Annotated in this window: 3 protein-coding genes; 1 reads left to right on the forward strand and 2 read right to left on the reverse strand. The window is 61.6% G+C overall.

Going from position 1 to position 19,837, the window contains the following annotated elements:
- Positions 1-84 precede the first annotated feature (84 nt).
- Positions 85-14,148, reverse strand: coding sequence for a VCBS domain-containing protein (locus PGR6_RS29870; protein ID WP_064616467.1), 14,064 nt, complete (start codon positions 14,146-14,148; stop codon positions 85-87).
- Positions 14,149-14,885: 737 nt separating this feature from the next.
- On the opposite strand from PGR6_RS29870, the gene PGR6_RS06705 reads away from it, so the two are divergent.
- Positions 14,886-15,425 (forward strand): hypothetical protein, encoded by a 540-nt coding sequence (locus PGR6_RS06705; RefSeq protein ID WP_064616470.1) that lies wholly within the window; start codon positions 14,886-14,888, stop codon positions 15,423-15,425.
- Between the two features lies 1 nt (position 15,426).
- Here the strand turns inward: PGR6_RS06705 and PGR6_RS06710 are convergent, their stop codons facing one another.
- Positions 15,427-19,575, reverse strand: coding sequence for a CheR family methyltransferase (locus PGR6_RS06710; protein ID WP_064616472.1), 4,149 nt, complete (start codon positions 19,573-19,575; stop codon positions 15,427-15,429).
- Positions 19,576-19,837: the final 262 nt, after the last annotated feature.

Genomic DNA, 19,837 nt, shown 5'->3' on the forward strand with positions numbered 1-19,837 from the left:
GATTTCACGTTGGTATCGTGCAATTCATATTCGACCTTCCCTGGTCTCCACCACCATCATCAACTGCTCAACTCCAGCCCAATATCACGCCGTCAGCGTATGCTCCGCATCCCCGAACCAGGTGCGCACCAGATCGGGCCCAGGCGTACCAGCGTGGTCAAGCACCGCCACATCGACGAAATTCTTGCCATTGCTTGCGCCATCAGGGTCTACCTTCACGGTGATGTCGTTGCCGGTCTGCACCACTTGGACAAAGTCCGACACCTGGCTGGTGCCGGCGACGAAGTTGGCCTTGAGCAGTGCGGAGAGGTCGATTTTGTCCCCTTCGGCGTAGTTGTAGTCGAGGATATGATCGCCGCCTTCATTCACGTTGAAGTAGGCAAACACGTCGGCTCCCGCGCCACCGCTGAGCGTGTCTGCACCGCCACGGCCCACGATGATGTCGTTGCCGTCGCCACCATTGATCGTGTCTGCGAGCATGGTGCCCACCAGCGTGCCGCTGGATTCTCCGTGGTAACTGACTTGAGTGCCGGCCGCGCCGCCGTCGGTGACCTGGAAGTCTTCCGCCGAGTAATGCCCCAACAGGTTCACCTCGGCCCGATGCACGCCGTCGTCCACTGTCAGCAGGCCGCCGGCGCCAGAGGCGTTGGTGTTGTAGCTGAGTTGGGTGTTGGCGCCGAAAGTGAGATTGCCGAACGTCAGCATGTCATTGCTCTCAAGGCCGAGGATGCCGGCCAGCGAGCCCGCTGTTTCGGCCTGTGCGATCACCAGCGTGCCTGCGCCTTCGCCGTGGAAGGCGACGGATCCGTGTGCAGCACCGGAGAAGGTCAGGGTCGCGTTACCGTCGATGGTCGCGCTGCCGTCGCCGGTCACGTCGGCCAGCAGGCGCAGGTCACCACCATTGGCCCACAGGTGGCCGGTGTTTTCGACCGTACTGGCCACCGTCATGCCGCCTGGGCCCGTGGACTCCAGCACCCCGCTGTTGGTGATGGTGTGGGTGCCGGTGTCGAGCACCAGGCTGTTCAGCCCGCTGGCCATGATCAGCCCCGAATTGATCAGCACCATCTGCCCGGCACCCAACTGGCCGGCGCCGGAAATGCGGTTGTCGACGTTGTTCAGTACGGTGTCGGCGCTGCCGCCGAAAATCACGTTTTGCGCGTTGTCGGATAGCAGCACCTGGCCGCCACCGGTCAAGGTCGCGCCACGGAACAGAACCTCAAGGCTGGTCGCGCTGCCGGCGGAGCCGAGCTCGATGGTGCCGCTGTTATGGATACTGCCACCGAACGGCATGATCGCGCCGTCGGCAATGGTGATGGTCCCGGCGTTGTTGGTGAGCGGATCGACATCGAACTGGAAGTTCGCTTCGCTCAAGTCCGCCGCATCGATACCTTTGAGAGTGACCGTCTGGCCGGTGCTTATGCTGACCAGTGCATTGCCGTTGGCGTCGTTAGTGATACTCAAGTCTGCAAAGCCGTTGATGCCAGTGAAGCCGACCAAGTCGATCTTGTCCGCTGCGGCATCGAAATTGAAGATCTGGTTGTTGCCGATCGGTTGGGCGAAGACGAAGGTGTCGGCACCTGACGAGCCGGTCAGGTTATCGTTAGCGGACAAGGCGAAGATCGGCGCGCCCGGGGCGTAGACTTCGACGTTGTTGAACACGTACGCGCTGGCGGTGCTGCCGTCGCTGTTGCTCCAGTTCATGTTGACGTCAAGCACCAACGCACCCACGAAGTCGCTTGGGGCTGTCACAGTCAATGCGCCGGGATCGTTGGTGTGCACGGTCCATGTGCCGTCGCCGTTGTCGGTTCCTGCATTGAACACCCACCCCGAGGGAACCCCGCTGATGGATACCGTTACGGGGCCGCTGATATCGGCTAACGGAACGTTGAGGGCTAGATTGATGGGGTCGCCGGCAACGCCTGCCGGAAGGTTGGCACTGCTGCCGGCCGCACCAGGATTACCCGCCAGGTCGGTGTAACTGTTCGCGGCAACGTCGACTTTTATGCTGCCGCCCTGGGTTCTGGTCAGTATTGCCGTGTAGGTATCGCCATCAACCTGGGTAAAGTTACTGAAGGTTCCGCGGGGCACTCCGCTCGTTGTCGTCACTGCGACATCAGACAGGGTGAAACCGCTCACTGTCTCACTAAATTGGAATGTCACCGTCGACGTTGAACCGACCGAACTCCCTAGGGCCGTCCCCGTCACTGCCACCGTCGGCGGCACGGTATCAACTGGCGTCTCAATGACGTTCTGCACGTTTACCGTAATGGTCTGCGTGTCGATTCCGCCATTACCGTCGGCCACCTGAACGTTCACAACATAGGCGTTGTCGCCGGCGGTTCCACCGACATCCTGGGGATTCTCGTAGTCGGGCGCCGAATTGAACGTCAGCACCCCACTCGAACTGATCGAGAATTTGCTGAAGTCCGTCCCGGCTGTACTCAGGATCGAGTAGCTCAGCGTCTGCGCTGGTAGATCAGCGTCAGTCGCCACCACTGTCGTGACCGCCGTGGTGTTCTCCAATACGTTGATCGAAGCCGTCGCACCACCACCGTTGGAGGTGATAATCGGGCTGTTGTCGTTGACGCCTGTCACGGTTACCGCGATCGCCTGGTCGTCGAACAGTGTGCCGTCCGATGCCCGCACAATCACGTCATAAACGTTGTTCGTTCCCGAATCAGTCGGTGCTTCAAAGTTGGGTGCAGAGACAAAGCTCAGCACGCCTGTGCCAGAAACGATCGAGAATTTCGCGGCATCCACTCCACCGACGATGCTGTAGGTCAGCGTTTGTGCCGGCAGGTCTGCATCGGTCGCTGCCACCGTCGTGACCGCTGTGGTGTTCTCAGCCACGTTGATCGAAGCCGTCGCACCAGCACCGTTGGAAGTGATCGTCGGTGAGTCGTTGCTGCCGGCGATATGCACGGTGACCGAAGTGAGGGTGCCATCGGCACTGCTCACGGCAAAGGTGTCGGTGTAGGTGGTGCCGGCGGCGAATTCGTTGTGGGCGGAGTTGGCGACGTAGGTCCAGGCACCGCCGGTGCCGATGGAGAACTGGCCGTAGCTGCCGGCGGTGTTGGTTTGCGCGACGAAGGTTGCGGCGCTGTCGACGTCGCTGATAGTCAGTGTGCCGGCAGTGGAGATGTCGACGGCGGCATTGGTCTCGGTGAGGTTGGCGATGCCGGTGGACAGCACGGCCGCATCGTTGGTGCCGAGGATGTGCACGGTGACCGAAGTGAGGGTGCCATCGGCACTGCTCACGGCGAAGGTGTCGGTGTAGGTGGTGCCGGCGGCGAACTCGTTGTGGGCGGAGTTGGCGACGTAGGTCCAGGCACCACCGGTGCCGATGGAGAACTGGCCGTAGCTGCCGGCGGTGTTGGTTTGTGCGACGAAGGTTGCGGCGCTGTCGACGTCGCTGATGGTCAGGGTGCCGGCAGTGGAGATGTCGACGGCGGCATTGGTCTCGGTGAGGTTGGCGATGCCGGTGGACAGCACGGCCGCATCGTTGGTGCCGAGGATGTGCACGGTGACCGAAGTGAGGGTGCCGTCGGCACTGCTCACGGCGAAGGTGTCGGTGTAGGTGGTGCCGGCGGCGAATTCGTTGTGGGCGGAGTTGGCGACGTAGGTCCAGGCACCACCGGTGCCGATGGAGAACTGGCCGTAGCTGCCGGCGGTGTTGGTTTGTGCGACGAAGGTTGCGGCGCTGTCGACGTCGCTGATGGTCAGGGTGCCGGCAGTGGAGATGTCGACGGCGGCATTGGTCTCGGTGAGGTTGGCGATGCCGGTGGACAGCACGGCCGCATCGTTGGTGCCGAGGATGTGCACGGTGACCGAAGTGAGGGTGCCGTCGGCACTGCTCACGGCGAAGGTGTCGGTGTAGGTGGTGCCGGCGGCGAATTCGTTGTGGGCGGAATTGGCGACGTAGGTCCAGGCTCCGTCGGTGCCGATGGAGAACTGGCCGTAGCTGCCGGCGGTGTTGGTTTGTGCGACGAAGGTTGCGGCGCTGTCGACGTCGCTGATGGTCAGGGTGCCGGCGGTGGAAATGTCGACGGCGGCATTGGTCTCGGTGAGGTTGGCGATGCCGGTGGACAGCACGGCCGCATCGTTGGTGCCGAGGATGTGCACGGTGACCGAAGTGAGGGTGCCATCGGCACTGCTCACGGCGAAGGTGTCGGTGTAGGTGGTGCCGGCGGCGAACTCGTTGTGGGCGGAGTTGGCGACGTAGGTCCAGGCACCACCGGTGCCGATGGAGAACTGGCCGTAGCTGCCGGCGGTGTTGGTTTGTGCGACGAAGGTTGCGGCGCTGTCGACGTCGCTGATGGTCAGGGTGCCGGTGGTGGAAATGTCGACGGCGGCATTGGTCTCGGTGAGGTTGGCGGTGCCGGCGGACAGCACGGCCGCATCGTTGGTGCCGAGGATGTGCACGGTGACCGAAGTGAGGGTGCCGTCGGCACTGCTCACGGCGAAGGTGTCGGTGTAGGTGGTGCCGGCGGCGAACTCGTTGTGGGCGGAGTTGGCGACGTAGGTCCAGGCTCCGTCGGTGCCGATGGAGAACTGGCCGTAGCTGCCGGCGGTGTTGGTTTGCGTGTGGAAGCTTTCCGGGCTGTCGATATCACTGACGGTCAGGCTACCACCCGTAGTCAGCGGAGCATTGGTTTCGGTCAGTGTGACATTGGCCGAGGACAGCACGGCGGCGTCGTTGCTGCCGGTGACAGTGACGGTCACCTGCTGGGTGTCGACGCCGCCGAGGCCATCGCTGACCTGGATGGTGAACACTTCGTTATGGCTCTCGCCGGCCTGCAACGATTGCACGGCACTGGCGACGCCATTGGTGCCGTTGGCCAGGGTGTAAGTCCATTGACCGGTGCCGTCCACCGCGATCGAGCCATAGCTGCCAGTGTTGGACCCGGCAATGCTCCAGGTGGCGGTGGCCGCGTGGTCGATGTCGCTCGAGCTGAATTGGCCGCTGACGCTAAGGGTGGTGTCCTCCTGCACGTTGCCGGCATCGTTGCCGCTGGCGAAGCTGAGCACCGGCGCATCGTTGCTGCCGGTGACCGTCACGGTCACCTGCTGGGTGTCGACGCCGCCGAGGCCGTCGCTGACCTGCACGCTGAACACTTCGTTATGAGTCTCGCCGGCCTTCAGTGACTGCACCGCACTGGCAACGCCATCGGTGCCGTTGGCCAGGGTGTAAGTCCACTGACCGCTGCCGTCGACGGCGATCGAGCCGTAGGTTCCAGTTGCCGAGCCATTGATCGACCAGGTGGCGGTGGCCGCGTGGTCGATGTCGCTCGAGCTGAACTGGCCACTGACGCTGAGGGTGGTGTCTTCCTGCACCGCACCGGCATCGTTGCCGCTGGCGAAGCTGAGTACGGGGGCGTCGTTGCTGCCGGTGACCGTCACGGTCACCTGCTGGGTGTCGACGCCGCCGAGGCCGTCGCTGACCTGCACGCTGAACACTTCGTTATGAGTCTCGCCGACCTTCAGCGATTGCACCGCACTGGCGACACCATCGGTGCCGTTGGCCAGGGTGTAGGTCCACTGGCCCGTGCTGTCGACGGCGATCGAGCCGTAAGTACCGGTATTGGACCCGGCGATGCTCCAGGTGGCGGTGGCCGCATGATCAATGTCGCTCGAACTGAACTGGCCACTGACGCTGAGGGTGCTGTCTTCCTGCACCGCACCGGCATCGTTGCCCGACGCGAAGCTGAGCACCGGCGCATCGTTGCTGCCGGTGACGGTGACAGTCACCTGTTGGGTGTCGACGCCACCGAGGCCATCGCTGACCTGCACGCTGAACACTTCGTTATGACTCTCGCCGGCTTTCAGTGATTGCACGGCACTGGCGACGCCATCGGTGCCGTTGGCCAGGGTGTACGTCCATTGACCGGTGCCGTCGACGGCGATCGAGCCGTAGGTTCCAGTTGCCGAGCCATTGATCGACCAAGTGGCGGTGGCATTGTGATCGATGTCGCTCGAGCTGAACTGGCCACTGACGCTGAGCGTGGTGTCCTCCTGCACGTTGCCTGCATCGTTGCCGCTGGCGAAACTGAGTACGGGTGCGTCATTGCTGCCGGTGACGGTGACAGTCACCTGTTGGGTGTCGACACCGCCGAGGCCATCGCTGACCTGGATGGTGAACACTTCGTTATGACTCTCGCCGGCCTGCAGTGATTGCACGGCACTGGCGACGCCATCGGTGCCGTTGGCCAGGGTGTACGTCCATTGACCGGTGCCGTCGACGGCGATCGAGCCGTAGGTTCCAGTTGCCGAGCCATTGATCGACCAAGTGGCGGTGGCATTGTGATCGATGTCGCTTGAGCTGAACTGGCCACTGACGCTGAGGGTGGTGTCTTCCTGCACGGCGCCGGCATCGTTGCCGTTGGCGAAACTGAGTACGGGTGCGTCGTTGCTGCCGGTGACGGTGACAGTCACCTGCTGGGTGTCGACACCGCCGAGGCCGTCGCTGACCTGGATGGTGAACACTTCGTTGTGACTCTCGCCGGCCTGCAACGATTGCACGGCACTGGCGACGCCATTGGTGCCGTTGGCCAGGGTGTAAGTCCACTGACCGCTGCCGTCGACGGCGATCGAGCCGTAGCTGCCAGTATTGGACCCGGCAATGCTCCAGGTCGCCGTGGCTGCATGATCGATGTCGCTTGAACTGAACTGGCCGCTGACGCTGAGGGTGCTGTCCTCCTGCACGGCGCCGACATCGTTGCCGTTGGCGAAACTGAGCACCGGTGCATCGTTGCTGCCGGTGACGGTGACAGTCACCTGCTGGGTGTCGACACCGCCCAAGCCGTCGCTGACCTGGATGGTGAACACTTCATTGTGACTCTCGCCGGCCTTCAGTGATTGCACGGCACTGGCGACGCCATCGGTGCCGTTGGCCAACGTGTAGGTCCATTGGCCGCTGCTGTCGACGGCGATCGAGCCATAAGTGCCGGTATTGGACCCGGCAATGCTCCAGGTGGCGGTGGCCGCGTGGTCGATGTCGCTCGAGCTGAATTGGCCGCTGACGCTAAGGGTGGTGTCCTCCTGCACGTTGCCGGCATCGTTGCCGCTGGCGAAGCTGAGTACAGGGGCGTCGTTGCTGCCGGTGACAGTCACGGTCACCTGCTGGGTGTCGACGCCGCCGAGGCCGTCGCTGACCTGCACGCTGAACACTTCGTTGTGACTCTCGCCGGCCTGCAACGATTGCACGGCACTGGCGACACCATCGGTGCCGTTGGCCAACGTGTAGGTCCATTGGCCCGTGCTGTCGACGGCGATCGAGCCATAGCTGCCAGTATTGGACCCGGCAATGCTCCAGGTCGCGGTGGCTGCATGATCGATGTCGCTTGAACTGAACTGGCCGCTGACGCTGAGGCTGGTGTCCTCCTGCACGGCGCCGACATCGTTGCCGCTCGCGAAGCTGAGTACGGGTGCGTCGTTGCTGCCGGTGACGGTCACGGTCACCTGCTGGGTGTCGACGCCACCGAGGCCATCGCTGACCTGGATGGTGAACACTTCGTTATGGCTCTCGCCGGCCTGCAACGACTGCACGGCACTGGCGACGCCATCGGTGCCGTTGGCCAGGGTGTAAGTCCATTGACCGGTGCTGTCGACGGCGATCGAGCCGTAGCTGCCGGTGTTTGACCCGGCAATGCTCCAGGTCGCGGTGGCGGCATGATCGATGTCGCTTGAACTGAACTGGCCGCTGACGCTGAGCGTGGTGTCTTCCTGCACCGCGCCGGCATCGTTGCCGTTGGCGAAACTGAGTACGGGTGCGTCGTTGCTGCCGGTGACGGTGACAGTCACCTGCTGGGTGTCGACACCGCCGAGGCCATCGCTGACCTGAATGGTGAACACCTCGTTATGACTCTCGCCGGCCTGCAACGACTGCACGGCACTGGCGACGCCATCGGTGCCGTTGGCCAACGTGTAGGTCCATTGGCCCGTGCTGTCGACGGCGATCGAGCCGTAGCTGCCGGTGTTTGACCCGGCAATGCTCCAGGTCGCGGTGGCGGCATGATCGATGTCGCTTGAACTGAACTGGCCGCTGACGCTGAGCGTGGTGTCTTCCTGCACCGCGCCGGCATCGTTGCCGTTGGCGAAACTGAGTACGGGTGCGTCGTTGCTGCCGGTGACGGTGACAGTCACCTGCTGGGTGTCGACCCCGCCGAGGCCATCGCTGACCTGCACGCTGAACACTTCGTTATGAGTCTCGCCGGCCTGCAACGACTGCACGGCACTGGCGACGCCATTGGTGCCGTTGGCCAGGGTGTAAGTCCATTGACCGGTGCTGTCGACGGCGATCGAGCCATAAGTGCCGGTATTGGACCCGGCAATGCTCCAGGTGGCGGTGGCCGCGTGGTCGATGTCGCTCGAGCTGAATTGGCCGCTGACGCTAAGGGTGGTGTCCTCCTGCACGTTGCCGGCATCGTTGCCGCTGGCGAAGCTGAGTACGGGGGCGTCGTTGCTGCCGGTGACAGTCACGGTCACCTGCTGGGTGTCGACGCCGCCGAGGCCGTCGCTGACCTGCACGCTGAACACTTCGTTATGAGTCTCGCCGACCTTCAGCGATTGCACCGCACTGGCGACACCATCGGTGCCGTTGGCCAACGTGTAGGTCCATTGGCCCGTGCTGTCGACGGCGATCGAGCCGTAGCTGCCGGTGTTTGACCCGGCAATGCTCCAGGTCGCGGTGGCGGCATGATCGATGTCGCTTGAACTGAACTGGCCGCTGACGCTGAGGGTGCTGTCTTCCTGCACCGCACCGGCATCGTTGCCCGACGCGAAGCTGAGCACCGGCGCATCGTTGCTGCCGGTGACCGTCACAGTCACCTGCTGGGTGTCGACACCGCCGAGGCCGTCGCTGACCTGCACGCTGAACACTTCGTTATGAGTCTCGCCGGCCTTCAGTGACTGCACCGCACTGGCAACGCCATCGGTGCCGTTGGCCAGGGTGTAAGTCCACTGGCCCGTGCTGTCGACGGCGATCGAGCCGTAAGTACCGGTATTGGACCCGGCGATGCTCCAGGTGGCGGTGGCCGCATGATCAATGTCGGTCGAACTGAACTGGCCACTGACGCTGAGGGTGCTGTCTTCCTGCACCGCACCGGCATCGTTGCCCGACGCGAAGCTGAGCACCGGCGCATCGTTGCTGCCGGTGACCGTCACAGTCACCTGCTGGGTGTCGACACCGCCGAGGCCGTCGCTGACCTGCACGCTGAACACTTCGTTGTGACTCTCGCCGGCCTGCAACGACTGCACGGCACTGGCGACGCCATCGGTGCCGTTGGCCAGGGTGTAAGTCCACTGGCCCGTGCTGTCGACGGCGATCGAGCCGTAAGTACCGGTATTGGACCCGGCGATGCTCCAGGTGGCGGTGGCCGCGTGGTCGATGTCGCTCGAGCTGAATTGGCCACTGACGCTGAGGGTGCTGTCTTCCTGCACCGCACCGGCATCGTTGCCCGACGCGAAGCTGAGCACCGGCGCATCGTTGCTGCCGGTGACCGTCACGGTCACCTGCTGGGTGTCGACACCGCCGAGGCCGTCGCTGACCTGCACGCTGAACACTTCGTTATGACTCTCGCCGGCTTTCAGTGATTGCACGGCACTGGCAACGCCATCGGTGCCGTTGGCCAGGGTGTAGGTCCATTGGCCGCTGCTGTCGACGGCGATCGAGCCGTAGCTGCCGGTGTTTGACCCGGCAATGCTCCAGGTCGCGGTGGCCGCGTGATCGATGTCGCTTGAACTGAACTGGCCGCTGACGCTGAGCGTGCTGTCTTCCTGCACCGCGCCGGCATCGTTGCCGCTGGCGAAACTGAGTACGGGTGCGTCATTGCTGCCGGTGACGGTGACGGTCACCTGTTGGGTGTCGACGCCACCGAGGCCGTCGCTGACCTGGATGGTGAACACTTCGTTGTGACTCTCGCCGGCCTGCAACGACTGCACGGCACTGGCGACGCCATTGGTGCCGTTGGCCAGGGTGTAAGTCCACTGACCGCTGCTGTCGACGGCGATCGAGCCGTAGCTGCCGGTATTGGACCCGGCAATGCTCCAGGTCGCGGTGGCGGCATGATCGATGTCGCTTGAACTGAACTGGCCGCTGACGCTGAGCGTGGTGTCTTCCTGCACCGCGCCGGCATCGTTGCCGTTGGCGAAACTGAGTACGGGTGCGTCATTGCTGCCGGTGACGGTCACAGTCACCTGCTGGGTGTCGACACCGCCCAGGCCGTCGCTGACCTGGATGGTGAACACTTCGTTGTGACTCTCGCCGGCCTGCAACGACTGCACGGCACTGGCGACGCCATTGGTGCCGTTGGCCAACGTGTAGGTCCACTGACCGCTGCTGTCGACGGCGATCGAGCCGTAGGTTCCAGTTGCCGAGCCATTGATCGACCAGGTGGCAGTGGCCGCATGGTCGATGTCGCTTGAACTGAACTGGCCGCTGACGCTGAGGGTGGTGTCTTCTTGCACCGCGCCGACATCGTTGCCCGATGCGAAGCTGAGTACGGGCGCATCGTTGCTGCCGGTGACGGTGACAGTCACCTGCTGGGTGTCGACACCACCGAGGCCATCGCTGACCTGCACGCTGAACACTTCGTTATGAGTCTCGCCGGCCTGCAACGACTGCACGGCACTGGCGACGCCATCGGTGCCGTTGGCCAGGGTGTAAGTCCATTGGCCGCTGCTGTCGACGGCGATCGAGCCGTAGCTGCCGGTGTTTGACCCGGCAATGCTCCAGGTCGCGGTGGCGGCATGGTCGATGTCGCTTGAACTGAACTGGCCGCTGACGCTGAGGGTGGTGTCTTCTTGCACGGCGCCGACATCGTTGCCCGATGCGAAGCTGAGTACGGGGGCGTCGTTGCTGCCGGTGACAGTCACGGTCACCTGTTGGGTGTCGACGCCACCCAGGCCATCGCTGACCTGGATGGTGAATACTTCGTTATGAGTCTCGCCGGCCTGCAACGATTGCACCGCACTGGCGACGCCATTGGTGCCGTTGGCCAGGGTGTAGGTCCATTGACCGCTGCTGTCGACGGCGATCGAGCCATAAGTGCCGGTATTGGACCCGGCAATGCTCCAGGTGGCGGTGGCTGCATGATCGATGTCAGTCGAGCTGAATTGGCCACTGACGCTGAGGGTGCTGTCCTCCTGCACGGCGCCGACATCGTTGCCGCTGGCGAAACTGAGTACGGGTGCGTCATTGCTGCCGGTGACGGTGACAGTCACCTGCTGGGTGGCGACACCGCCGAGGCCGTCGCTGACCTGCACGCTGAACACTTCGTTGTGAGTCTCGCCGGCCTTCAGTGATTGCACGGCACTGGCAACGCCATCGGTGCCGTTGGCCAGGGTGTAAGTCCATTGGCCGCTGCTGTCGACGGCGATCGAGCCGTAGCTGCCGGTGTTTGACCCGGCAATGCTCCAGGTGGCGGTGGCTGCATGATCGATGTCAGTCGAGCTGAATTGGCCACTGACGCTGAGGGTGCTGTCCTCCTGCACGGCGCCGACATCGTTGCCGCTGGCGAAACTGAGTACGGGTGCGTCATTGCTGCCGGTGACGGTGACAGTCACCTGTTGGGTGTCGACGCCACCCAGGCCATCGCTGACCTGGATGGTGAATACTTCGTTATGAGTCTCGCCGGCCTGCAACGATTGCACCGCACTGGCGACGCCATTGGTGCCGTTGGCCAGGGTGTAGGTCCATTGACCGCTGCTGTCGACGGCGATCGAGCCATAAGTGCCGGTATTGGACCCGGCAATGCTCCAGGTGGCGGTGGCTGCATGATCGATGTCAGTCGAGCTGAATTGGCCACTGACGCTGAGGGTGCTGTCCTCCTGCACGGCGCCGACATCGTTGCCGCTGGCGAAACTGAGTACGGGTGCGTCATTGCTGCCGGTGACGGTGACAGTCACCTGTTGGGTGTCGACGCCACCCAGGCCATCGCTGACCTGGATGGTGAATACTTCGTTATGAGTCTCGCCGGCCTGCAACGATTGCACCGCACTGGCGACGCCATTGGTGCCGTTGGCCAGGGTGTAGGTCCATTGACCGCTGCTGTCGACGGCGATCGAGCCATAAGTGCCGGTATTGGACCCGGCAATGCTCCAGGTGGCGGTGGCCGCATGATCAATGTCGGTCGAACTGAACTGGCCGCTGACGCTGAGCGTGGTGTCCTCCTGCACGGCGCCGGCATCGTTGCCGCTGGCGAAACTGAGCACCGGCGCGTCGTTGCTGCCGGTGACGGTGACAGTCACCAGATGGGTGGCGACGCCACCGAGGCCATCGCTGACCTGCACGCTGAACACTTCGTTGTGACTCTCGCCAACCTTCAGTGATTGCACCGCACTGGCAACACCATCGGTGCCGTTGGCCAGGGTGTAGGTCCACTTACCGCTGCTGTCCACCGCGATCGAGCCGTAGGTGCCAGTATTGGACCCGGCAATGCTCCAGGTGGCGGTGGCCGCGTGATCGATGTCGGTCGAGTTGAACTGGCCACTGACACTGAGGGTGGTGTCTTCCTTCACGGCGCCGGCATCGTTGCCGCTCGCGAAGCTGAGCACCGGTGCGTCATTGCTGCCAGTAATGGTGATGGTCACGGTCTGCGTCGCCGAAGCAGCGTTAGCCGCGCCGCTGTTGTCGGTGGCGACCACGGTGTACGAGAAGGTGACGGTTTCACCCGCGCCGAGGAAATCGAGGTTCTGGCTGGTGCTGTAGTCCCAGCTGTTGTGATCAACCGAGAACCCGGCGACCAGTGCTGAGGCCACACCCGCATCGAGCGTGCCGCCGCTCCAGGCGATGTTGCCGTTGGAGGCGTGCGACACAGTCACCACGTCGATGTTGTCCACATCGGCAAAGCTCAGTGCGCCGCTGTCGCTCAGTGTGGCCGTACCGTTGCCTTCGCTCATGGCGCCGGTGGTGTCGGCAATCGTCAGCGTCGGCCGGTCGTTGGTGCCGGTGATGGTAATGGTCACGGTCTGTACCGTGCCGTCGCCGATCGCCACGTTATAAGTCTGGGTGAGGATCTGGCCTTCGCCCAGGAACTGCACGGCGGCGTTGTCTACCGCGAAGTGCCAGCCCAGCGAACCGCTACCGGTGCCGGTGCTGTCGTGCAGTGGATCTGTGGTGAAGCTGCCCAGGTAGCCGGAAGCGCCCGGTGTGACGGTGACGCTGTGGGTGTCGATCAGGTCGGCGTCGGTGAAGGTGATGCTGCCGTTGGCGGCGTAGTCGCCACTGTCTTCCTTGGCATCGCCGGTCTGCACGCCGCTGGTGATGTGCACCTGGTCGTTGGTGCCGGTGATGGTGATGATCACATTTTGCGTTGTCGACGAACCATGCCCATCATTGACGGTGACCACATAGGTTTCGGTAGCTGTCTGACCCTGGGCCAGGTACTGGGCTGCCGCATTGTTCACGGTGTAAGTCCAGTTAACGGTGCCGTTGGCCGCATTGGCCGCTTCAATGACAGAGGCAAGGCTGAAGTTGCCCAGCGCTGTGGTATTGCCTCCCGCCGCCACGAATGAAGCGGTATGCGTGTCGCTCAGATCGACATCGCTAAATGCAATCGTGCCCGTCGTACTCAGCGAATCGGTAGTGCTCGGCGTTGTGGGCGCATCTTCGGTCACCGTGCCAGCCTGCACGCTGACGTTCATCGTCACACTGTCATTCATACCGGCAAATTGCACTTGCGCAGTGGCCCAGCTGAGGGTGCCATTGCCGAGACGAATCGCATACGTAAAGCTGTCTGCCAGGGACGCTCCGGCAGCAAGCTCCTGAAGTTGCGTCTTGAAAGCAGTCGATAAGGTAGCGGCGTCGTAGCCGACTTTGCCATCCGATGTAATCCAGATTTTTGCCCCGTTGAGGCTGGTGTCGGTGCTCGTCGCCTCAATTCTGCTCGTGTCCTGGACCAGCAGATCGGCCGGGGCATAAACCTTGGTGGCAGTAGAAAGGCTGGTCGCGTTATCAACTGACCAGAGCGTCTTTGCGTTACCGCCCAGGTCATTGGACATGACATCCAGGTACACGACACCCTGCAGGTCTTCAGTGATGGTCACGCTGCTCGTGCCAATGACACCTGTAGTGAAAATGTCGTCCTGCGCCTGCGGCGTATTGGAAAACGAAGTAACGGTGCCGCCGCTGGTCGTGGTGGTGGTAGCCATGTCTTTCTCCCGAGAATGCTTTTTTTATTGGAATTGCCAGGGACTGCTAACAGGACGAAGTCCCGTGCTTGCGCCGCTCAGAGTGTTCAGGAGCGGTACGGGGCGGCTACCGGACATCGTCGACCGTCTGGGCTTGACGGGACAGGTGCTGCCGGCAGAGGGGCGCTGGTCTCGCGGGGGTGAAGAAACTCGCCGTACTTGAGGAGCGAATCGCAGGAGCGGTCGGGCGAACGTGGGCCCAAGCCTGAGGCTGCGCTGCGCGTGGCGCGCAGTATCCTGAGAGCGCCCATAGTGAAGGGACTCCTGAAGTAATGGCTGGATGAGGCCGTATTTTGGTACAGCACTGATTCAGGGATACGGCCTTTCCTGATATCAGTTTGATAGGTGTTTAGTTGTGGGGTCAGGCTTTGTAAAGGTGTTAAGCGCAGGTAACAGTACGATGTGCCAATATTCCGACAAGTGGGTGTTTTGGTGTCAATATTATGTCGATTTGTTTTTGGCGAAGTGACCGCAGGCACTCAATAGTGGTGCACCTCAAATGAGCTGAAACCCTTATGCGGCAAGGGCTGGCTGCGTAATTTCAGTGCAAGAACACTCTAAAATTGCAGCGTCAGCGGTTAGAAAAGCCCATCAGAGCATTCCCCTGGCGGTTTTTTCTTGCTCGAACCACCTGACGACTTACGTGGAAAGTCCGTTATTGCTGTGCCTTACTTCTGACTCCACTCAAGGAGCCAGCAATGCGACACAGAGGTGCACAGTTCTGGTTATGGACCGACCCCCGATTACCTCACCACATCCATGAAGAAATGCTCGGTGACGGGACACAAGTGGAAGTGCGGGCACGACTGAGTCGTGAGGGGATCACCCAGGTGTTCATCGGTGTTTACGATGCCCGTGGGATCATGCTGTGTGAGGAGTTTCACGACAGGGGCCGTGATGAGACTTACTGTGCGGCGTTGAAGTGGGGCGCTCTACGAGCGGGCGAGATCGTCGCGGGCACGCAGGCCTTCGTTGCACCTCATCGGGTGCAACTGACGCTCGGCACGGTCATCACCGATGAGTCGGTACTGGCGCTGCGGCGGATGGAAATGAACGAACGTGAGCGTTTCAAGCTCAGCTGTGAAGATGCGTGGTCGGAATACCTGACCGCCAAAGCGGCCATGCTTGACCTCATGCGCGCGCCCAAAGTCGATCCCAGGGTCTGGGCGGACCACAAGGAGCGACTGAAGCAGGCGATTGACCGGCGCGTCTGTGTACAACGCGCCTATTTACGCTGAGCTATTCAGAACCTGATGCCCGGGGCTGTCGCAGGGTCTCGATGGTCGCGATCAGGTCATCGTAGGACACCGGTTTTCCAATGTACTGGTCAAAGCCCGATTGACGAGCCTTTTTAATATCGCTGATAGCGCCATAGCCAGTCAGGGCAATGGCCGGCACATCCTTGACATGCGGCAACTGACGTAATGCTTGCATCAGTTCATGGCCGTTCATGACCGGCATGCCCAAGTCCGAAATGATCAGGTCGAAGTGGCTGTTTGCAGCCGCGTCCAGAGCGTCCTTCGGATGATCGAAGGCAACGACTTCGGCGTCCTCCATTTCCAGCAGCATCTTCAGGGTTTCCAGTACCTCGGCGGAGTCGTCGACCAGCAGAATCGTCAGGCCGCTCAGTTTTCCTGATACCTCGTCGGTTGGTGTTGTGGTTTGGGTTTTGCCTTCACTACTGGCCAGGGGCAAATAGACAGTGAAGGTACAGCCTTCCCCAACGCCCGGTGAACTCACCTCAACCGTGCCATGTTGCGCCTCGGTCAATTGGCGCACCAGTGACAAACCGATGCCCAGCCCTTCGCGCTGGTGGTTGGCGTGCTGTGTTTCAGCCTGGCCAAACAGGTCGAATACGTGTTCGAGGTTCTCGGCCGCGATGCCGGTGCCATTGTCCTTGACGTCCAGCCGCGCCATGTTCTCGGCCAAGCTGGCGATCAATTGCACGCGGCCGTCGGGCGGGGTGAATTTCAGTGCGTTATTCACCAGGTTCCAGATGATCTGCTCCAGGCGCGTCGGATCGGCGCGCACCATCAACGGCTCCGAAGGCACATGCAGCTCGACGGTGGTGCTGTGCTGGTCGTTGAGGACGACGGTGTAAATATCGCGCAGCACACTGGCCAGATCCACGGCGATCGGTTTGAGCTTGAGCTTGCCGGTGCGCACGCGTGCGACATCCAGCAGGTCGTCGATGATCCGCGCCTGGCTGCTGACAGCATCGCAGATGGTGTTGACGGCTTTGGCGGCCGGCGCCACCGACTTGGTCACCGGCAAGCGCCGCAACAGTTCGGCGTTGAGCTGGATCAGGTTCAGAGGATGCTTGAGTTCGTGGGACATGACCGCGAAGAACTCATCCTTGAGGTAATTGGTGTTCAGCGTCTCGGCCAGTTGCTGGCTTTGTTCCTCATGCTGGCGTTTGTGACCGGTCAGGTCCCGGGCGATTTTCACGTAGCCGCGAAGGTTGTCACCGCTGAGCAAGGTCACTTCGCCGCTGCAATAGAAGCGGCTGCCGTCCTTGCGCAGGTGCCAGCGTTCATCTTCGGAACGGCCATGGGTGCGAGCCCCCAGCAGTTCGGATTCAGGCACGCCGGAGGCGCGGTCTTCGGCGGAAAAAATGAAGTCGTAGTAAGCGCCTTCGGCCTCAGCCTTGCTGTAGCCGAAGATCAGTTCGGCGCCTTTGTTCCAGGTGGTGATCACGCCTTGTTCATCAAGGGTGATGATCGCGTAGTCGCGGGTGCTTTCGGCCACCAGGCGCATGCGTTCTTCACCCAGGCGCAGTTCTTCTTCGGCCTCGCGGCGTTTGGTGATGTCAATGAACGTCAGCACGGTGCCGTCGATACGGTCTTCGCTGGAGCGATAGGGCAGCAGGCGGGCGATGTACCAGTGCTTGTCGGTGCTGCTGACTTCACGTTCGATCATGTTCAATGATTCGAACACCGATGCCGCGTCACTCGCCAGGTCGTCGTAGTGCAGGCGATGGGTGATGTCGAGCAGGGAGCGGCCGGTATCCACCGGCAGCATGCTGAAGATATCGGTGGCACGCGGAGTGAACCACTTGATCCGCATGCTGCGGTCGACAAACACCGTGGCGATGTCGGTGGAGGCGATCAGGTTGGTCAGGTAGTCGTTGATCTTGTCGGTTTCTTCGACTTTGGTTTTCAGCTCGTAGTTGACCGTCAGCAGCTCTTCGTTGATCGATTGCAGCTCTTCCTTGCTGGTCTCCAGCTCTTCGGTGGCCGAGCGCAGTTCTTCGTTGATCGCCTGCATTTCTTCGTTGGAAGCTTTCAGTTCTTCACTGGAAATTTCCGATTGTTCAATGGTGTCCTGCAAGTGCAGTTTGGTGCGTTGCAGTTCACGCTCAAGATTGGACAGCACCTGGCTTTCGGTTTGAAGCAGGGTCTTGGCCGTCGCTTGCGAAGGATCGACTTCGACTTCCTCGAAAATCACCAGGATGAACTCGCCGTCCGCCTCTTCATCCTTGTAAGGCTGCGCCTCCAGGCTGACCTTGTAATGCCGCTCTTCGCGCTTGACCGGCACCTCGCGGGATTTCACGGCCAGGCCGCTCTGCTGGACCTGGAACAGCGTGGTGCGGATTTCCAGGCGCAGCTCCGACAGGATCAGCGTCAGCAGGTTGCGTGACAGCTCACCGCCCACATGCCGAAGGAAACGCCCGGCACTTTCGCTCATGTGCAGGATGTCGGCGTTGGCATCGACGATCATGCTCGGCGGGGCCGCGCGTTCGAGGGCGCGCTGGTGGATGTCGGCAAACGACAGTTTGCGCTGCACGGCGTGTTGCGGTGCCTGATGGGAAATATTGGAGCGCACATAACCACCGCGCGGCACGGTCGGCGTGCGTCGGCTATTGGCGGTGCCAGTCTTGGCGCGGAAGATCCGGTTGCGTTTGTCCACCGGCGTGAACAGCTCATGGCAAGCGTCTGCACTTTCGGAGGAACCGAGGAACAGAAAACCGCCGGGGCGCAAGGCGAAGTGGAACATCTGCAGGATTTCGCGCTGTACTTCGCGATCCAGATAGATCAACAGGTTCCGGCACACGATCAGGTCGATTTGCGAGAAGGGTGGATCGGACAGCAGGCTGTGTTTGGCGAACAGCACCTTCTCGCGGATTTCCTTGCGAATCCGATAGTGCTCATCTTCCTTGATGAAGTAATGCCGCAGCCGCGTCGGCGGCACATCCGTCACGATGGCTTGCGGGTACAGGCCGGCCCGGCCGAAGCTGATGGCGCGCTCGTCGATGTCGGTGGCGAAAACTTGCAGTGAGGCCTTGCTGGCTTCCTGTTGCAGCTGATCATTGACCAGCATCGCCAGGCTATAGGCTTCTTCGCCGGTGGAACAGCCAGCCGACCAGACCCGGATTTCTTCCTTTTCAGGCTGCGCCGAAACCGCGGCGCTGACCAGTTGCGGAATGACATCCCGCTCCAGCGCTTCGAAGGCTTCGCGATCACGGAAAAAGTTGGTCACGCCGATCAGCATGTCCCCCAGCAGCGCCTTGGTTTCTTCGGGATTGCTTAGCAGGTAGCGGTAATAAGCTCCCAAGTCGGGCTGGGCCGTGACCTGCATCCGGCGTTCGATCCGCCGCAATACCGTTGCGCGTTTATAGTGCTTGAAGTCATGACCGGTGCCGGTACGCAACTGGATCAGGATGTCGTGCAGCATTTGTTCGGCGAGCACGGCATCACGTTCGGCTACAGAGGCGAAGGATTGCAGTTCCGGATCATTGGCGGCGGGCAAGCTGATTTCCCGGGAGTTGTGCCACAGGTCCAGCAGCTTTTGCGGCATGTCTGCTACGGGCAATACCAGATCGACCATGCCGGTTTCGATGGCCGCCCGAGGCATACCGTCGAACTCGGCGTCTTCCGGTACCTGGGCCAGGGTAATGCCGCCCTGTTCCTTGATACGCGACAGGCCGACTGCGCCGTCGGAACCGCTGCCCGAGAGCACCAGGCAGAAGGCGCGCTCGCGGTGTACTTGCGCCAGGTCGCGGAAGAACAGATCGATCGAAGCATGGCGTCCCAGTTGTGGGTCGTTTTCAATTACCTCAAGGTTATTGCCATTCATCACCAGTCGCCGCGCCGGCGGGATGACATAGACCCGGTTTTTCTCGATCGGTACGGTTTCGGTGACCTGCAGAACCGGCATCCGGGTCGATTCCTGGATGATCTTGTCTGCGACGCTTTGGTGGTCGGGCGACAGGTGAAGAATGATCACAAACGCCATGCCGTTGTCGTTAGGCATGTTCTCGAAAAACAATTTGATGGCTTGCAGCCCGCCAGCCGACGCACCGATGCCCACCACTGGAAAATCCAGGGTACTGAGGGTCAGGGCCTTTCGCTCGGGAGCCGTGGCCGAGTGCTTGGGGGTGGTGGTCATTTCCTGGCCTTTGCCGGCGATTTAGAGCGTATTGGGTTCAAGCGGATAATAATTAGCGTGCTTCAATAAATCAGGATAATCCCGTTTTTCAATAACGCCTTCAAATATTTAGCGCAGCCGTATGATCTTTTGGCAGTAAAAGGAACGATTGCACTCCCGCTGCTTCAAGGGAACGCGACTACTGGCCGATAACGCGACAAGCCGTTGTGATTTCATCGCTGGCGGCCGGTAAAGCTCATCACGCGATTGTGCGAAATTGCTT

The organism is Pseudomonas sp. GR 6-02 (genome assembly GCF_001655615.1).
Classification (GTDB): Bacteria; Pseudomonadota; Gammaproteobacteria; order Pseudomonadales; family Pseudomonadaceae; genus Aquipseudomonas.

Coding starts and splice junctions, on each gene's coding strand:
- PGR6_RS29870 (WP_064616467.1), bottom strand. CDS start 14,148: ATGGCTACCACCACCACGACCAGCGGCGGCACCGTTACTTCGTTTTCC.
- PGR6_RS06705 (WP_064616470.1), top strand. CDS start 14,886: ATGCGACACAGAGGTGCACAGTTCTGGTTATGGACCGACCCCCGATTA.
- PGR6_RS06710 (WP_064616472.1), bottom strand. CDS start 19,575: ATGACCACCACCCCCAAGCACTCGGCCACGGCTCCCGAGCGAAAGGCC.